Source organism: Aetokthonos hydrillicola CCALA 1050 (genome assembly GCF_017591665.1).
Taxonomy (GTDB): Bacteria; Cyanobacteriota; Cyanobacteriia; order Cyanobacteriales; family Nostocaceae; genus Aetokthonos; species Aetokthonos hydrillicola.
Genome location: NZ_JAAKGC010000082.1, coordinates 1 through 16,206 on the forward strand (window position 1 = coordinate 1; position 16,206 = coordinate 16,206).

Genomic DNA, 16,206 nt, shown 5'->3' on the forward strand with positions numbered 1-16,206 from the left:
GGGGGGGGGGGGGGGGGGGGGGGGGGGGGGGGGGGGGGGGGGGGGGGGGAGGAGGGGGGGGGTGGTTCGGAGACGGGTAGGGACGGAGTTCAGGGGAGCGGCGTTTCGGGTAGTAGGAACTATAGTCATCATCGCGTTTCGGATAGTATGAACTATAGTCATAATCCCGTTTTGGACGGTACGAGGTATAGTCGTAGTCATAATCTCGCTTCGGGTAGTATGAACTATAGTCATAGTCTTTGTAACGGCGGTATTTGTGGCGATGGTGTTTAAAATAGCTAGGATACTCACCGCCAACACCGTGATAATAATTTGATTTATCGTAGCATCGATGACACCCGGGTGTTTTACTAATCCAATAATCAGAAACCCAATGCCTTGAAGCTAGTTGTACAAAGCCGTGCCTCTCCAAGATAATTGGTGGAAGTTGTGTACCATTGCTGAGGCAATCAATTACCGGAGCGTGCAAGCTAGGATATCTACGAACATTTAGGCAGCTACCATTTGTACGAACATAGTAAGTTGGACGCCCATAGTAAGCTGAAGCTATTTGAGGTTGGGCTGTAAGCGTCAGCAACACTCCAATGCCTCCAAAACCTAAGCACGCAGACTTAAAGTTTTTGTTCAGATCAAGTTTTAATGGTGGTAGATAACACGAAGTATCTATGATTTCTCCATTGTTGGCACGTATTATATTTGCGTAACCAAGATATTCCATAATGCACTCCTAACTATATATATGGATGAAGAACAAAGGGTGTTGGTGACGATATCAATTGCTAATGTGCTTTTGGTAACTGTACTGAGTATTAGGGTTTAAGGTGGGACGCTAGACATAGTCACAGCAATTGAAATAATTGTTATGTAATTATATTTAACCATTATTTCTTAATATTTGTTGATAAAAAATTCCAATTAATTGTGACAGCTTAATTACTACAAATTAAGAACAGCATTCTAGTGTTTTTTATTGTTAAATTTGAGACATAAAAATTGTTGAAAGCGGTTGATATAATTTCACTCCATAGATACTTGCGTTGTAAAAATATTTGATGTTTGGTATCATGCAACATTACTGTTACAAGCCAGGCAGACACCAGTATATAACTTACAGAACTGCATCACCCTCAAGAAAGAGCTAGTGAGATCTTTATTCTCCCACGCTCCCCCACTAAGACAAAATTCATGTACTCATTCTGACTCCTGACTGCTTTCTATAAAATCCTCAAATTTAGTCAAATCTATTAGCTTTTCTTTCTAGAAGTTGTGTATGATACACAACATGCTTTTTCTTCAGGTATAACTGATGAGTGAACATCTACGTCATTCATGTGATAATCGCGACCAACAAATTGCCCAACTAAAAGCAGAACTAGAACGTGCTTACGGAATCATCAATGAGTTGCAACGAGAAAAAACAGAGTCTCAAGAGCACCCGATACAAACCCTTCAATATAGTACTGGAGTTGTAGACGCCCCAGTCCAGAAGAAGGTGCTGGATTTACCCTTAGAGAGCAATCCTGATCTACCTCTAAAAAATAGATCATCAAAACCACCTGTAAAGAAAGTAAAACGCAGGCGGTATAAACGCCAGCTTTCCATCAAGCAGGTTTTTCAGTTGCTGGTTTTGAGTACGGTAAGTGCAGTGTCTTTCGGATTGATATTATATGTTGGCAGGGGGCTAACTCGTTTAAAAAGTGATCCTGTTATCGTTCCCACTCCGACACAGCTTATCTCTCCAACTCCTGAGTCAACCCTAAAGTTAACACCTTTTCACTCTCCGAGACGTCCTAGTTGGGCGATCGCGCAATCATTGCCGATTCCTGCTCGTCTACCAAAGTCTGATGTTTCAGAAATTGCTTATAATATTCACACACCGCCTCATTTTACATCAAGCCATCAACTACAAACAATAGTTAATGAGGTTGTAGCTCTCGCTTCTGCACAAAGATTTCCCAAACAATCTTTATCAATTACTTTGATAGATCCAAAAACAGGTGAAACAGCAGGTTATCAACCACAAAAACTGAAATATCCCGCTAGTGTGGTCAAGATATTTTGGATGGTAGCTTTATACGCCCAGATAGACAAAGGTTTGTGGGCTTCAGAACAAGCATTTAATCCATATATCTCCAAGATGATCGAGGAATCTAATAATGAAGCAGCAAGCTTTATTCTTGACGAAATTACGGAGACAGAATCTGTACCAACCCTTCGAGGTGAAGAATTGCGTAAGTGGATCAATAAACGCCTACAAGTGAGCCGATTTTTCCAACAAGCAGGTTATAAAGATATTATTATCAGTCAAAAAACTTTTCCAATTTCGTACCTCAGAGCTAATGAGCCACGAAGTAATGACTTACGGATACAACAAATTCTCAGACAGCCATCTAAACCTTTTCGCAATCTAATTACAACAGAACACGCTGCTAGACTGCTGTACGAAATATGTTACACAAAACAGGCTATTTCAGAAGAAGCTAGCAAAAAAATGTGCGGGTGGTTAAAAAGAGATTTAAATCCCAGCGTTTGGAATACATCAACATATATGGACTTCAACCCTATTAGAGGTTTTTTTGGTCAATCTTTAGCTAACACTGGTGCTCATCTATATTCTAAAGCGGGGTGGACTTCTCGTACGAGGTATGAAGTAGCATTAGTCGAGACACCAGATCATCGAAAATCGTACATTTTAGCGATTGTTGGTTCTGATAAAGCATATGCCCGAGACGAAAGTATTTTTCCAAAAATGTCTCGTCTCGTTTATAGCCGCATGATCAGTTCCTCAGACACCACTCATGATCCAGTCGCCCAAGGAAGTTCTTCACATTCGATTAAACAGTAATCAAAAATCAAAAAAAATCATTTTTTGATTTTTGCTTTATACCTGGATAGAGAGTACTAAATTGCGCGAGAGAATTTTTTGTCTTGGGTTGTCTTATATGTGTCAAAAATAACAGCAATATTTCTGACCAATAATCTACCAATGTCTGTGATTTTGATATGCTTGGTTGATAACTCGACCAATCCATCTTTTTCTAGACAGCCCAATTTTTCTAGTTCATGAAAGAAATAGTTGTCGAAACTGATGTTATATTTTTGCTCTATATCTTGCTTGTCTAGAGCAAGATTCGACATGATATGCATGATGATATCCCTTCTAATCATGTCATCGCAACTCAGTTTTATACCTTTACTAATTGGTAAAATATCAGCGTCTATTGCCCGATAATACTCTTTTAGTTCCTTGTGGTTTTGGGTGTAAGTATCTTCTAGCATACTAATTGATGTAACACCAAAACCAAAGAGTTCAGTTTGTGGTTGAGTGGTGTAGCCTTGGAAGTTCCGTTTAAGAGTAGAATTACGTTGTGCGATCGCCAGTTCATCACCAGGTTTGGCAAAGTGATCCATCCCAATGAATAAATACTTACTACTTGTAAGTTCCTCTATAGTCATTTTCAAAATTTCTAACTTTTCCTGTGGTGCTGGTAGTGCATCTTGGGCAATGTTCTTCTGCACAGGCTTTATCCACGGCACATAGGCAAAATTAAAAACAGCAATTCTATCAGGATCTAATTGAATGGTCTTTTTTATCGTTTCCTGGAACGTTTCAAGAGTTTGATAGGGTAAACCATAAATAAGATCTATATTAACACTCTCAAACTTAGCTTGTTTGATCCACCTCATAACGTCGAAGATCATTTCATCTGGCTGGACTCTATTGACAGCGACTTGGACTTGGCGATTAAAATCTTGAACACCAAAACTAATTCGATTAAAACCAATTTCTCTGAGAGAGAAAATGTAGCTTTTATCCACGTAGCGCGGATTAATCTCAATTGAAATTTCTGCGTCGGGATTGATTGTGAAGTTTTGATTGATGGCTTTCCACAAAAACTGCACTTGTTCAATAGTCAAATAGTTCGGTGTTCCACCACCCCAATGGATTTGGTCTACTCTTCTATCGGGTAAAAGTTTAGAGGCTGTTTTGTTGATATCGCGAACCAAATAATCTAGGTAGGGTTCAACAATATTTTTGTTGTTTGAAATGACTACATTACAGCCACAGAAGAAACAAGCGCTTTGGCAAAAGGGTATATGGAAATATAAAGAAAGCGGAGATTTCCTTTGATTAGATGCGGCGATCGCAGCTTGAAAATCGCTTTCTGTAAATTGACTAGTTAGCTGAGTAGCTGGTGGATAACTAGTGTATCTAGGTGTAGGAGTATCGTACTTCTTGATTTTGTCTAGATCAAATTTGACACCAGGGAAGTGAAAAACCATCGAGTTTGTTTAGGAATAACGAGTATATACGAGGAGATTAGTAAAGGACGTAACGTTTAATTATTAGTTACATCGACTGAGGTACTACCAGAGTTATCGGATTGAGTTAGAGAATTAAACATAGTTTGACCAATAACCTGAATTAAATTTGTTTCTAACTCCCGAGCCATCTGCATGTTAAGCTCGAAAGCATTGTTAGCTTCTGCCACAATCTTTTCTTGTGTTACATCATCAATAGATAACGAATTTAATGCTTTACGGTACTTTTCCTTAAATGCTATCTTGTCTGGAATTTGTGAAAAATTATAAAAAGATGTGCCTTGATAACCGGAAAGATTTAAAGCTGATTGCACCAGTTTTTGCAACATCTGACCACCAGAAAGGTCACCCATATAGCGAGTATAGGCGTGTCCTAACAATAATACAGGGTCAGTATTTGATAATTCACGAATGCGGTTGATGTAATTTTGAGCAGCTTGTGAGGGTGTGAGATGCGATTGCCAATCCTCACCATAATAAAACTTCAAGTCTTTCTCCAGAGCAGCTTTGCGATTGAGTTCGCTAAAGTAGAGTGTGCTGATTATTGGATGATTTCGGTGGTTCTCTAATGCTACCTCCAATTCACTGTAAATGTAATACAAATTAGATAAAAACTTAGCAAAGCAGTTTCTATCTACAATTCCCTTAAGAAAACATTTCATTAATCCCACATTTTCTGCTGCTGTATGAGATTGTTGCGTTCCAGTCCGAAGCTTGATGGCTAGATTGCTACTCATCGTCAATTCCTTACTCTTCCAAGACAATATTTCATGGCAGATCAAACTAGTGTTTTACCTGCTTGCAGTTGATATCAGGATTTACGCGACAAAACCACAGAAAATTGATGTAAAAATATTTACGCGACATTCTACATCAGCATTTTCCTGCTCCTATAGAGCCAAGTTATGTTTAGGTTTACTACCATCATTGAACTATAGCAATTTTATATGAGTCGCGTACATTAAAATTTTCCAAATCAAATAGGATTCCTATATATACCAGCTTTTATTTGTATTAAGTAAAGCTAACTTTAGGGAATAACAGCCATAAGCTTTCTACAAATATATTGTAAAAGAATCGTTCTACAAAAAACTTGGTAGTAATAACAGTATAAAATTTTACTACTCAGCAATAAATTAAGTTAGATTTACGTTAAATTTGTAACTATTAGAGACGATGCTTTCCCAATACCGTTCGGTTAAAGCCTAAAGCTTAAAATTGCGTAGGTTGGGTTGAGGAACGAAACCCAACATTTTTAGGATTTTGTTGGGTTGAACGTAGTGAAACCCAACCTACAATTATCCTTAACTGGTATTTTTTTTCCTATTTCTAGCCTTCAGGTGCATAAGTTTATTTTCACAGCATCTATAAGCAAGTAGTCAGCAATTAAGTACGTACAAACACTAATAGCGCTTCTATATAGAGACGTTACTAACTCCCAAAATGATAGTACAAGCTCCTGAGTAGGAAATCTAAATGAGATTTAATCTTAATAGACATCAAAAACCCACATCTCGGCATTTTGGCAGTTAGATTTTTTTTAAAATGGGTACTATATAAATCAAGTGCAAGAGTGTCAAAATAATTCATTCCCCGGTTAAATACCGTTACTCTGCGAACATGCACGCTTATTCTACCCTATCGCTTACTTCAGCGCGATAAAGGGTTACATGAAAGTGCAATGTATTTTCCAGAGTTGGTATAAGTACCGGGGTTTTTTATATTATTTAGGGGTATTTTAAAAGTAAAGATAAAAAAAGTAAGAGTTCTTACTTATTATATAAAAACCTTGAAATGGTGCGTTACGGACTTCGTCCTAACACACCCTACTTACTGTATTCCTAACAGAATTTTGAATTCCGCCTTGCGGTACTAGCCATTTTTCTAGGATAGATTCTCCCCATTTTTCTGATGCAATTACTGATGCAAAAATGACAGCATGTGAGCATCTAGAAAAAAAGGAGAAGCGAAATGTCCTCGTTACTGGATTTATCTAATAATCTAGCCGACACTGTGGAGCAAGCTGGGAGTTCTGTTGTTGCAGTTAACGGTGGTAGACGTTTTTCACCTAGCGGGATTCACTGGCGTGATGGGATAATTGTTACTTCTGTTGAGTCACTCCATCGCCAAGAGGAAATAACTGTTACCCTATCAGGTGGTAGAAACGTACCAGTTACGCTCATAGGTTATGATTCTAGTACCGATGTAGCTGTTTTCCGACTTCAGGGTGTGGAACTTCCTGTCGCGAAAATTGGAGACGCTACAACGCTTAAGGTTGGTCATTTAGTACTTGGATTAGCAAGAAGTAGCGAGGGTGATATCCGTGTATCTATGGGTGCGGTAAGTGTTGTTGGTGATGCTTGGCGAAGCATGAGTGGTGGTAATATAGACCAATTTATTCGTCCAGACATCACTCTTTACCCAGGTTTTGCTGGTGGAGCACTCGTTGATGCGGCTGGTTATGTGGTGGGTATGAACACATCAGGAAGGAGGGGTACAGCTCTAACTATCCCAGCCGCTACAGTAAATCGGGTTCTTAATCAACTTCTGGCAAAGGGACACATTGCACGGGGTTACTTAGGTTTGGGGATGCAACCTGTAAGGTTACCGAACAATCTAAAAACAGCACTGAATTTAACTTCTGCTGGTGGGGTGATTGTCGTCAACGTGGAACCAAATGCTCCTGCTGAGAATGCTGGGGTTTTGCTTGGAGATGTGTTGGTGAAGTTTGATGGTACTTTGTTAAACGACACGGCTGATGTGTTGGCACTTCTCAATAGCAGCGATCGCGTTGGTAAAACTGTCCCGTTACAAATAGTACGGGGAGGTACCTTAGTTGAGTTAACAATCACAATAGGCGAACGCCCTGTGAATGAGAAGTAATTTTTCCTGTCGCGCAAAAACCAACACATGACTACAACATTTACCAACATAGCTAATGAATTAGCATCAGTAGCACAAAAACTATCCCAAAGCACTGTGAAAGTCAGATCTCGCAGGTGGGGTGATGGTTCTGGTGTGATTTGGCGGTCTTCTGGTGAAGAAGGTGCAATTATTATTACCAATGCTCATGTCGCCATCAGCGATACCCCAACTGTAGAACTATGGGATGGTCGAGTATTTGATGCAGTGCGTATACATTTCGACCCACAACAGGATTTAGCAGCTTTAAAAATAGCTGCGACTGATTTAATACCCGTAACCATTAGTGATGCGTATAAGTTACGAGTAGGCGAATTAGTTTTAGCAGTGGGTAATCCGTTTAGCGATCGGGGTGCAGTGACAACTGGGATTATTCATGCTAGTACTCAGCGTGCAGTGTTAGCTGATATAACCCTGTTTCCAGGTAACTCCGGTGGTCCGCTTGCTAACTGTCTTGGTCAAGTTGTTGGAATCAACACGATGATTGTCAACAGCTTGGCTGTCGCTATACCCAGCTTTGTCGTGGAACGTTTTTTACGAGGCGGGCATCTTATTACGGGGGTGACATGATTCGGGTGCTGGTAGTTGCTGCTTCTCCAGTACTAAGGGTAGGGTTGTCGGCTATGCTGACAGCCAATCCCAAATTAACTTTAATCAGTAGTGTGCCGGATTTAGACTCACTAGAGACTGAGAGTATAGAATCACAACCCGATGTAGTGCTACTTGATTTAAGTACCAATTTTCAACAATCTGTATGGGAAAAATTGCTTTATTTACAACAACAGCAATATTCAGCCCCATTTATCGTAATTACTGATGAAATCGACAACATTGATATAGAAACAGCTCTACGTTCTGGCGTTCAGGGAATATTACCAGAAACAAGTACAGAATCAGAGATTCTTGCTGCTGTCGAGGCGGTGGCTTTTGGACTGGTTGTATTACATCCGGATGTTCTGGAGTATTTACTTCCTCTCAAAGAGTCAAGTCTAAACCGCAAAGTTTTAACTAATCCTGTGCAAGCGTTGACACCTCGGGAAATAGAGGTTTTACAAATGCTAGGTTCTGGGTTGGGTAATAAAGCGATCGCCAAAAAGTTAAATATCTCTGAGCATACTGTTAAGTTTCATATCTCATCGATTTTTCAAAAACTAGGCGTTTCGACTCGCACGGAGGCTGCAACTGTTGGAGTAAGGCTGGGATTAATTATGCTATGAATCACCCCTACTTCTTAGAAGTAGGGAGGGGAATTCTGCAAATTGGTTAACTTGGTTTTGTTGAATCTTTGTCGAAGAATTCTTCACATTCTTCTATTGTTTGATTTTGTTTTGGTGAACTTAAACCAACAGCTATGATGTGGGCAAGTTCTGCCGCTGCTTGATATGCTATTTTTATATTTGCTTTTTCTTGCTTGCTCATAGGTTTGTGTGGGAGTAAACTTTTTCCTTATAAGCTAACTGCTCTCTGCTATCTAGAATATTTGAGATAGCAATGATTAAACTTCATCCCGTTAGGTCACCCAATCGGGTGAATTGGGCTATGTTTTCTTAGCTTCCTCATCATACCACCCACTCCTAGTAGAAGATGAATGTGGTAATTAAGGATTTTTGTAATTGAAAATTAAAAAAACTGATGATGTACTGGGGATTAGGGACTGGGTATTGGTGACTGGGTATTGGGAAAGACTCTCTTTTTCTATCCCTGACTTCCTATTTTCTATTTTATAAATTCTTCCAATTTTGGAACATCAACCCATTTTGATGTTTTATTTGATTGGTGAGATAAATCCATCAATAACTGAGAATAAATACCTTCCCGTAAGGATGGCACTATTGTTTCGTTTTGTGAAATTCCTTGTACCCATTGATCTACCAAGCGGATAAATGCAGAAACACGACCGTCGGCATGATTTTTGGGAAATAATAGGTGATTAGGAATTTCTACTTCGGTTAAAGGGGAGCCTGGTTGGGAAGACCAAACATGAAATCCGTGTATGTAATCTTTTTGATTTTCGCTTCCTAGTACTAAAGTACCGCGATCGCCATAAACTTCTAGCCAATGAGTACGCTTTGCGTGAACCACGGCACTAATGGTAATTTGACAAGGTGTACCGTCTGCTAGCTCTAGCATTACCATACAGGTGTCATCGCTATCCACTGAAATTAATTCTTTTGTTACAGGATCTGGTCGTTGTTGAATAGCGGTACTCAAATGAGCATTTAATCTACGAACAGAGCCAAATAACCAGTGAATGTAATCAAAACTATGGGAACCTAAGGAACCTAATGCACCACCTCCTTGGTCTTGTCTTGAATACCAATTCCAGGGACGTGTAGCATCAGCACGGGAAGAACCTAACCAGTCAATCTTAATCAAGCGTTTAGAGCCCACATACCCTTGTGACAAAAGTTCATAAAAAAGCTGCCATCCTGGTACGAAGCGAAATTCAAAGTCTACAGTAGCTATCACACCTTTTTCTTGTGCTAGCTGGTAGAGTTCTTTTGCTTGATCGACATTCAGTGTTACAGGTTTTTCTAGTAATAAATGTTTTCCTGCTTCCAACACTGTTTTTGCCATTTCGTAGTGCAAAAATGGCGGCGTAGAAATGCTGACAGCCTGAACTTCTGGTAAGGAGACAATATCGGTAATGCGATCGCAGGCGTAGGTGATATCGTGAGCTTGTGCGAGCGCTTTGGCTTTATCTATATTGCGATGATACACAGCAACTACCCTTGTTTGAGGGTGCGCTTGAAAACCTGGAATATGAACTTTTTGCCCAAATCCAGTTCCTACAACCGCTATTCCAATAGGTAGCTGAGCATATGCTTTGTTCACAAACAATAAAACCTAAAAGATGGAGCTAATAATAACATGAATTTGGGAGATTGGGCATGGGGCATTGGGTATTGGGGACTGGGTATTGGGGACTGGGTATTGGGTATTGGGTATTGGGGATTAGGAATTGGGTATTGGGTATTGGGGATTAGGAATTGGGTATTGGAGTATTAAAGAAAATTGAAGGGGATTTGACCTGTCTAATTTTTAAGAGGTTCTCTCAGTACCCATGCCGCAGTCCCTTACACTTCCTGCTCGACGCAATTAGGTATACCTAGCACTGGACAGGGCATACGAGAACCTAACTTTCTGACTAGAGGATGGGCAACGGAGTTACAACCAATGATCAACATAGAAGCTGCTTCTGCTTCTACTACTTTCGTAAGTTCCTGAGCCACGCTACCAAACCGCAAGTGAGCTTTAAAGGAACTCTTCCATTCCTCAGCTAAACACATTGCTTGTCGTAAAATATACTCTGCTTGGGTTAACTGCTCTGTCGATTTAATTTTTCTATAAGTTGCCTTTGGCTGCAATTCTAGTTGATTAAGAACGCCTGTACTAGCTCCTGTAGATAAGAGGTTTTCTGGAGGGTACGATGGCGTCTGATAGCTTGATGTATTGCTGGTAGGAACTTCATTAATTGACAAAATATCCTCCCAATCAGGCTGATGATTGTCTTCTAATACATAGACAATTTGAACTGTGACATGCGCCTTTGTAGCTAAACGTGTTTGGTGAGCAATCAATAAGCAGATATCCAAAGCCGTATGACTTCTCGGAGAGCTATTATAGCCAACAATTAAATTTACTGATTTGTCTGATTGATCTCTTTGAGACAAAGGTGAGGTGGGGACTGTATGCAGCACCATTTGCTCAATTAAGTCATTTCTACCTATTGCGTTTTGTAGACGCACTAAAATTGGCTTGATATTCACAGCTTTTACTTCTCTGAAATGAACAAATAACAAAGGAGAAGCAGGTTATTAACCAATTTTGGATTTCAGAGCCACCGTGTTTGGTTGGGGAAAGCTTGAGTAAGCGTGGACTAATGAGAGGGTACCTAGTAGAGGCAATCCGCATTAGGGTTTCCCAACAAAATGATCTATAAGCGCGTGGCGGGACTTTGGATTAAACGACAAAAACCTCAATCTAAAATCTCAAATCCAAAATCAGTAAAGGAAACCCCAATAACAACTGCTATTAAAGCCATTTTGGGAGTTCCTTCCATTGCCTACGGAGTTAGCTGACGGACTAAGACTGGAAGGTGTCTCTCTCACTAAAGTTAAAAGACTTAAGCATTTCTTCTTAAATCTTCACTTTAATGAAGATTAGCCCCTGAAATTGGTTCCTCCGCTTCAAAACCCAAATATTTGGGAATTTGAATTAGGCTACCCACTTACTATTTAGTTGTTGATCGTTTCTTGCTAGTTGTTAATTATTTTACTACACACTGATACCTCAATTCCTATGCAAATTGGAATATTCTAGGCTCTGTCAACTGAATTCTACTTGTCTTAAGTAAAATACCACTTGAGAAAATCTGGAGTAGAGTTGCAACCTTGATAAAGTTATGTTCAGCCTCACATGGTAGAATGAACATTCTCCCGAGGAGTTTGGCTAACGCGTGGAAGAGGAAACCGTACCTCTGAATATTTCTCCAATCTTAGCTGTTGACCTATCGGTCAGCAAGACAATACTAAAAGACATCTAAATCTCTTCATATAGATCATCATCGTTGAGCTTACTCATCCTCTATATTCGACGATAACCTATGCCTAGACTCTTGGCATAGGTTTTCTATTGAAAAACTAGTTGTTGCCAACCTACCAACAACAACTTTTAACCATCAACTAGCCCTATCCTTGCTGTACAGTGAGTGCTTTAACTTTCTTGGCTTATCTTTTGTTATTTTAACCAAATCTTGAAATAAGTAAAGCACGTGAAAAAAAATTTAGTAGCACCAAAATTAAATTATTGAATTTTGTATACACTGAGTAGCAATGTTTTCCTAAAATCCCTACACCCTACCCCCTCTGAACATCACCTAAGTTAGCAATCCTTGTTGTTTCAGCTTAGCTAGCGCATCTTCAGCCGCAGCCTTTTCTGCCTCTTTTTTATTACGTCCCTTTCCTTCGCCGTACTCTTTTTCGTCAATAAAGACTTTAGCAGCAAATTCTGGAGCATGAGAAGAACCACCTGCTTGGATTGTGATATACTTAGGCGGCGTGAGGGTAACGTTGCGCTGTGCCCATTCCTGAAGGCGATTTTTACAGTCTACATGTGAGCGAGACTCAACAATGCTTTCGGGTACAGAGTTAAATAGTGGTTCGACAGCAGCGCGAAGTGCCTCTACATTTAAGTTATTGTCTAGATAGTAAGCACCAACGATCGCTTCAAATGTGCTGCTGAGCAAATTGGGATTCTGAAAGCCTCCTTCTCTTATAGCGCCTTTACCTAACCTCATTCTCAAGTCTAGCCCTATTGCGATCGCGAATTTTGCCAGTTGCTTCTCATCAACCAGTGCTGAACGCCGACGAGTTAGTTCATCTTCTCCCTTGTCTGGGTAACGACAATACAGATACTCGCCACTCAAAAAGTTTAGTAAAGCATCACCAAGAAACTCTAAGCGTTCATTGTGTTCACCCGCTTGAGGATTTTCATGGACATAAGAACGGTGAGTAAGCGCACGGTAAAGAAGCTCTTCATTTTGGAAGACGAGAAGTTTGTGCATTAGCATCAATAGGTTTAACTATCTTCACAAGCTATTTAATAATTCATCCGGGAAAAAACTCTTGTAAAATCGGATAAATTGTAACTGCTATATTCTCAAATTCCTTGCCAAATTTTGCCGGAGAATTTATGTTTTCTAATAGCAAGGTACTCCAAGATAAATTTCCGATGGAATTATAAAAAAGTAAATATTGCTCACCTTCCCAAACTGTGTCAATAGCTAAACATTTTGCATGACTGCGAAAATCAATATTGAAGTAGATAGATTCTGGCGTAAGAGGTACTTTTGTGGGAATTTTTAATGTTTTTAATTTAATATTTCTCGCACCTCTAAAACTTAAATAAAGCTCCTTATTTCTTTGTTTAGAATAGCTCAAGCTGAAATCAAACCCAGGAAAAGCCTGAGTTGCAACCTCTGTTGCAGCATTTTCAAACTCTCGAGAAATAAAGAAGTTATCAAAAACCTCACCTAGAAAAAATTCTTGTAAAAAAGGGTAAAATTTTTTAGCCAAAAATTCAAATCTTTCTCCAACGCAAGAAGGCCTATCTATTTTAGACCCGCCACCATTGCGCCATTCACAATTATTATTATTCTCAGCATAAAAATTAAAATGAACTATTCCCTGTTGGGAATACCCAGAAACGGTTAGCGTTTTGAGTTTAGGATAAAATCGAATTCTAAAATTGTCTGAAAAATCTCTAGGATTTTTGAAAGTAATAGCTACATTTCCTACTCCGATTTCTTTAGATAAAACTTGGAACTGAGTTTTTGGGAATACTAAAGATGCAATCTCAGTAGCTATTGTCTGAAAATCACTGGTAAGTATGAATTCCATAATTAAGTTTTATATATTTATATTAAGTTGTTCTCTCGTTTCTTTTAATCTTAAATTTTATACTTCCAGCCTTAAATTTTGCTTAACATATCTTGTGATTAATTGTCAACTTACTAATATACGGTCTTGAAATCTTAGATACAGTGTGGTGAGATTTGATATGCTAAAAGCCTAGACCATAATTATAAACACTATGCCTGCGCTTACGACCACCCCTATCAACACAACCTTTCCCCTAACAGCCGTAGTTGGTCAAGAAGCAATTAAACTAGCTTTACTACTGGCATCGGTAGATCCGGGTTTGGGGGGAGTTGTCATTGCAGGTCGTCGTGGTACAGCAAAATCTGTCATGGCGCGTGCAATTCACGCTCTTCTCCCACCAATTGAAGTTGTTAAGGGTTCTATCAGCAACTGTGATCCTAACCATCCTGAAGAATGGGATGACGAACTGTTAACACATCTTAGCGATTTGGGCGAGCAAGATGCCCAAGCTACACTGGAAACCGAAATTATCAAAGCACCTTTTGTACAAATTCCTCTAGGAGTTACGGAAGATCGACTCCTTGGATCTGTGGATGTTGAACAGTCAGTAAAACAAGGAGACACTGTTTTTCAGCCAGGTTTGCTTGCACAGGCAAATAGAGGGGTTCTTTATGTGGATGAAATCAATTTATTAGATGACCAAATATCTAATCAGCTTTTAGCAGTCTTATCTGAAAGACGTAACCAGATCGAGCGAGAAGGTATTAGTTTTCAGCATTCATGTAAACCATTATTTATTGGTACTTATAACCCAGAAGAAGGGTCATTGAGAGAGCATTTGCTAGATAGAATTGCCATCGCCCTTAGCGCGGATGGTGTATTGGGTTTAGATCAGCGAGTAGAAGCAGTAGAGCAAGCGATCGCCTACTCCCGTTCCCCACAAGAATTTCTCCAGCAGTATACAGAAGACATAGATGCCCTAAAAACGCAGATAATCTTAGCACGAGAATGGCTAAAAGATGTTCGCCTCACAAAAGAACAAATTGCATACCTTGTAAATGAAGCAGTTAGGGCTGGGGTGCAGGGACATCGGGCGGAGTTATTTGCTGTACGGGTCGCGAAAGCAGCAGCAGCCTTAGAAGGACGTACACAAGTCAATGCTGAAGATTTACGACATGCTGTTGAGTTGGTGATCGTACCACGCGCAACAGTTGTGCAGTCACCACCACCCCAAGAAGAAACACCGCCACCACCTCCACCACCTCCACAAAATCAGGAAGAACCAGAAGACGAACCCGACGACGAAGAACAACAGGATCAAGAAGAAAACCAAGAACAGGAACCACCGAGCATTCCAGAAGAATTTATTTTTGATCCTGAAGGGGTTATTCTCGATCCTAGTGTGCTTTATTTTGCTCAAATGGCACAACGGCTCGGTAAATCTGGCAGTCGTAGTTTAATTCTTTCCGAAGATCGAGGGCGCTATGTTAAACCGATGTTGCCTAAAGGAAAAGTTAGACGTATTGCTGTAGATGCGACTCTTAGAGCAGCAGCCCCGTATCAAAAAGCACGACGTGCAAGGCAGGCAAAAAATTCCGGTGATTCTTCTGGTGTAGCCGTTTCCCCCTCCGCTGAAAAGCGCGTGTTTGTAGAGCAGGGAGATATTCGTGCTAAACGCTTAGTAAGAAAAGCTGGAGCTTTAGTGGTATTTGTGGTAGATGCTTCTGGTTCAATGGCACTAAACCGTATGCAGTCGGCTAAAGGCGCGGTGATGCAGTTGTTAACAGAAGCTTATCAAAACCGCGATCAAGTGGCTTTGATACCCTTTCGAGGAGAGCAAGCAGAAGTGTTATTACCTCCCACACGTTCCATTGCTTTAGCTCGAAACCGTTTGGAAAGATTGCCTTGTGGTGGTGGTTCGCCGCTAGCTCATGGTTTAACTCAAGCTGTACGTGTCGGCTCAAATGCTCTTATAAGTGGAGATATTGGGCAAGTGGTGATTGTAGCGATTACCGATGGACGAGGTAATATTCCTTTAGCACGTTCTTTAGGTGAACCAGTAGAACCAGGACAAAAGCCAGATATTAAAGCGGAATTGTTAGATATTGCTGCAAGAATCCGTGCTTTAAGAATCCAATTGTTGGTTATTGATACGGAAAGTAAATTTGTTTCCACTGGGTTTGCTAAGGAGTTAGCAAATACATCTGGGGGTAAATATTACCATTTACCGAAAGCAACTGATAAAGCTATTGCTGCCATGACAAGGGGCGCGATCGCTGACTTAAAATCTCGTTAGAGATTTTCCCTAACAAAAAAGTTTTGTGTTATAATTCCTAGTCAAAGAGCTTTCATAAAACCTCAACTACATTATGAAGGTCGTAGTTATAAGTTTCACTCAGCGTTTGGCTGTGGCTTTCCTACTGTTACAATACTTTGACCATCTTAATCAAGGGTGGATTTAAATCCTTGTTTCTCAGAAGCTTTAGCGATTCGCCTTGGGGTGGCGTTTCGCTATATAGCTGTAAGAAAGAGCATTCTATAAATCTTTATATGTTTACGTTTTGTTGAGCAATTATTA

At 40.0% G+C, this 16,206-nt stretch carries 14 protein-coding genes and 1 riboswitch; of the genes, 6 read left to right on the forward strand and 8 right to left on the reverse strand.

Annotation, left to right across the window (positions count from 1 at the left end; all coding sequences use genetic code 11):
• Positions 1-718: SH3 domain-containing protein (locus G4P69_RS28215; RefSeq protein WP_208352756.1), on the reverse strand; the 718-nt coding region annotated here is incomplete at its 3' end.
• Positions 719-1,306: 588 nt separating this feature from the next.
• Between G4P69_RS28215 and G4P69_RS28220 the strand changes: the two genes are divergently transcribed.
• Positions 1,307-2,845 carry a serine hydrolase gene (locus G4P69_RS28220; RefSeq protein ID WP_208352758.1) on the forward strand — a complete coding sequence of 513 codons (1,539 nt, stop codon included), beginning with the start codon at positions 1,307-1,309 and terminating at the stop codon, positions 2,843-2,845.
• A 56-nt stretch (positions 2,846-2,901) separates the two neighbouring features.
• Here the strand turns inward: G4P69_RS28220 and hemN are convergent, their stop codons facing one another.
• The gene (gene hemN, locus G4P69_RS28225; RefSeq protein WP_208345658.1) at positions 2,902-4,284 is read right to left on the reverse strand and encodes an oxygen-independent coproporphyrinogen III oxidase; all 1,383 of its coding nucleotides are present in this window, start codon (positions 4,282-4,284) and stop codon (positions 2,902-2,904) included.
• A 56-nt stretch (positions 4,285-4,340) separates the two neighbouring features.
• Complete coding sequence (locus tag G4P69_RS28230) at positions 4,341-5,060, reverse strand: biliverdin-producing heme oxygenase (protein WP_208352760.1); 720 nt, start codon at positions 5,058-5,060, stop codon at positions 4,341-4,343.
• Positions 5,061-6,294: 1,234 nt separating this feature from the next.
• On the opposite strand from G4P69_RS28230, the gene G4P69_RS28235 reads away from it, so the two are divergent.
• The 3 genes from G4P69_RS28235 to G4P69_RS28245 are packed head-to-tail and all read left to right on the forward strand — an operon-like array spanning position 6,295 to position 8,462.
• Positions 6,295-7,206, forward strand: coding sequence for a S1C family serine protease (locus tag G4P69_RS28235; RefSeq protein WP_208345691.1), 912 nt, complete (start codon positions 6,295-6,297; stop codon positions 7,204-7,206).
• A 27-nt stretch (positions 7,207-7,233) separates the two neighbouring features.
• Positions 7,234-7,815 (forward strand): S1C family serine protease, encoded by a 582-nt coding sequence (locus G4P69_RS28240; protein WP_208345694.1) that lies wholly within the window; start codon positions 7,234-7,236, stop codon positions 7,813-7,815.
• Positions 7,812-8,462 (forward strand): response regulator transcription factor, encoded by a 651-nt coding sequence (locus G4P69_RS28245; RefSeq protein WP_208352763.1) that lies wholly within the window; start codon positions 7,812-7,814, stop codon positions 8,460-8,462. Before G4P69_RS28240 ends, G4P69_RS28245 begins: the two co-directional genes overlap by 4 nt.
• A 46-nt stretch (positions 8,463-8,508) precedes the next feature.
• Here G4P69_RS28245 and G4P69_RS28250 read toward each other — a convergent pair whose 3' ends face one another.
• On the reverse strand, positions 8,509-8,664 hold the full coding sequence (locus tag G4P69_RS28250; protein ID WP_208345656.1) for a hypothetical protein: 156 nt from the start codon (positions 8,662-8,664) through the stop codon (positions 8,509-8,511).
• Positions 8,665-8,961: 297 nt separating this feature from the next.
• A complete protein-coding gene (locus G4P69_RS28255) occupies positions 8,962-10,080 on the reverse strand; it encodes a Gfo/Idh/MocA family protein (protein WP_310834190.1) in 1,119 nt (372 codons plus the stop codon).
• 36 nt (positions 10,081-10,116) lie between these two features.
• Here G4P69_RS28255 and G4P69_RS28260 point away from each other — a divergent pair, with 36 nt between their 5' ends.
• The gene (locus tag G4P69_RS28260; protein ID WP_208352766.1) at positions 10,117-10,254 is read left to right on the forward strand and encodes a hypothetical protein; all 138 of its coding nucleotides are present in this window, start codon (positions 10,117-10,119) and stop codon (positions 10,252-10,254) included.
• 68 nt (positions 10,255-10,322) lie between these two features.
• Here G4P69_RS28260 and G4P69_RS28265 read toward each other — a convergent pair whose 3' ends face one another.
• The 3 genes from G4P69_RS28265 to G4P69_RS28275 all read right to left on the reverse strand — a co-directional run bounded on the left by G4P69_RS28265 (position 10,323) and on the right by G4P69_RS28275 (position 13,646).
• On the reverse strand, positions 10,323-11,015 hold the full coding sequence (locus G4P69_RS28265; protein WP_310834189.1) for a universal stress protein: 693 nt from the start codon (positions 11,013-11,015) through the stop codon (positions 10,323-10,325).
• Between the two features lie 281 nt (positions 11,016-11,296).
• Positions 11,297-11,466: riboswitch (cyclic di-AMP (ydaO/yuaA leader) on the reverse strand.
• A gap of 658 nt (positions 11,467-12,124) precedes the next feature.
• Positions 12,125-12,811, reverse strand: coding sequence for a ribonuclease III (rnc, locus tag G4P69_RS28270; protein WP_208352768.1), 687 nt, complete (start codon positions 12,809-12,811; stop codon positions 12,125-12,127).
• 43 nt (positions 12,812-12,854) lie between these two features.
• The gene (locus G4P69_RS28275) at positions 12,855-13,646 is read right to left on the reverse strand and encodes a hypothetical protein (protein ID WP_208346093.1); all 792 of its coding nucleotides are present in this window, start codon (positions 13,644-13,646) and stop codon (positions 12,855-12,857) included.
• A gap of 193 nt (positions 13,647-13,839) precedes the next feature.
• On the opposite strand from G4P69_RS28275, the gene bchD reads away from it, so the two are divergent.
• Positions 13,840-15,924: a magnesium chelatase ATPase subunit D gene (gene bchD / locus G4P69_RS28280; RefSeq protein WP_208352775.1), complete on the forward strand. Its 2,085-nt coding sequence runs from the start codon at positions 13,840-13,842 to the stop codon at positions 15,922-15,924.
• The last annotated feature ends 282 nt before the right edge of the window (positions 15,925-16,206 follow it).

Excerpts from the sequence above, each read along its gene's own strand:
- G4P69_RS28220 (WP_208352758.1), top strand. The coding sequence starts at position 1,307 with ATGAGTGAACATCTACGTCATTCATGTGATAATCGCGACCAACAAATT.
- hemN (WP_208345658.1), bottom strand. The coding sequence starts at position 4,284 with ATGGTTTTTCACTTCCCTGGTGTCAAATTTGATCTAGACAAAATCAAG.
- G4P69_RS28230 (WP_208352760.1), bottom strand. The coding sequence starts at position 5,060 with ATGAGTAGCAATCTAGCCATCAAGCTTCGGACTGGAACGCAACAATCT.
- G4P69_RS28235 (WP_208345691.1), top strand. The coding sequence starts at position 6,295 with ATGTCCTCGTTACTGGATTTATCTAATAATCTAGCCGACACTGTGGAG.
- G4P69_RS28240 (WP_208345694.1), top strand. The coding sequence starts at position 7,234 with ATGACTACAACATTTACCAACATAGCTAATGAATTAGCATCAGTAGCA.
- G4P69_RS28245 (WP_208352763.1), top strand. The coding sequence starts at position 7,812 with ATGATTCGGGTGCTGGTAGTTGCTGCTTCTCCAGTACTAAGGGTAGGG.
- G4P69_RS28250 (WP_208345656.1), bottom strand. The coding sequence starts at position 8,664 with ATGAGCAAGCAAGAAAAAGCAAATATAAAAATAGCATATCAAGCAGCG.
- G4P69_RS28260 (WP_208352766.1), top strand. The coding sequence starts at position 10,117 with ATGAATTTGGGAGATTGGGCATGGGGCATTGGGTATTGGGGACTGGGT.
- rnc (WP_208352768.1), bottom strand. The coding sequence starts at position 12,811 with ATGCACAAACTTCTCGTCTTCCAAAATGAAGAGCTTCTTTACCGTGCG.
- G4P69_RS28275 (WP_208346093.1), bottom strand. The coding sequence starts at position 13,646 with ATGGAATTCATACTTACCAGTGATTTTCAGACAATAGCTACTGAGATT.
- bchD (WP_208352775.1), top strand. The coding sequence starts at position 13,840 with ATGCCTGCGCTTACGACCACCCCTATCAACACAACCTTTCCCCTAACA.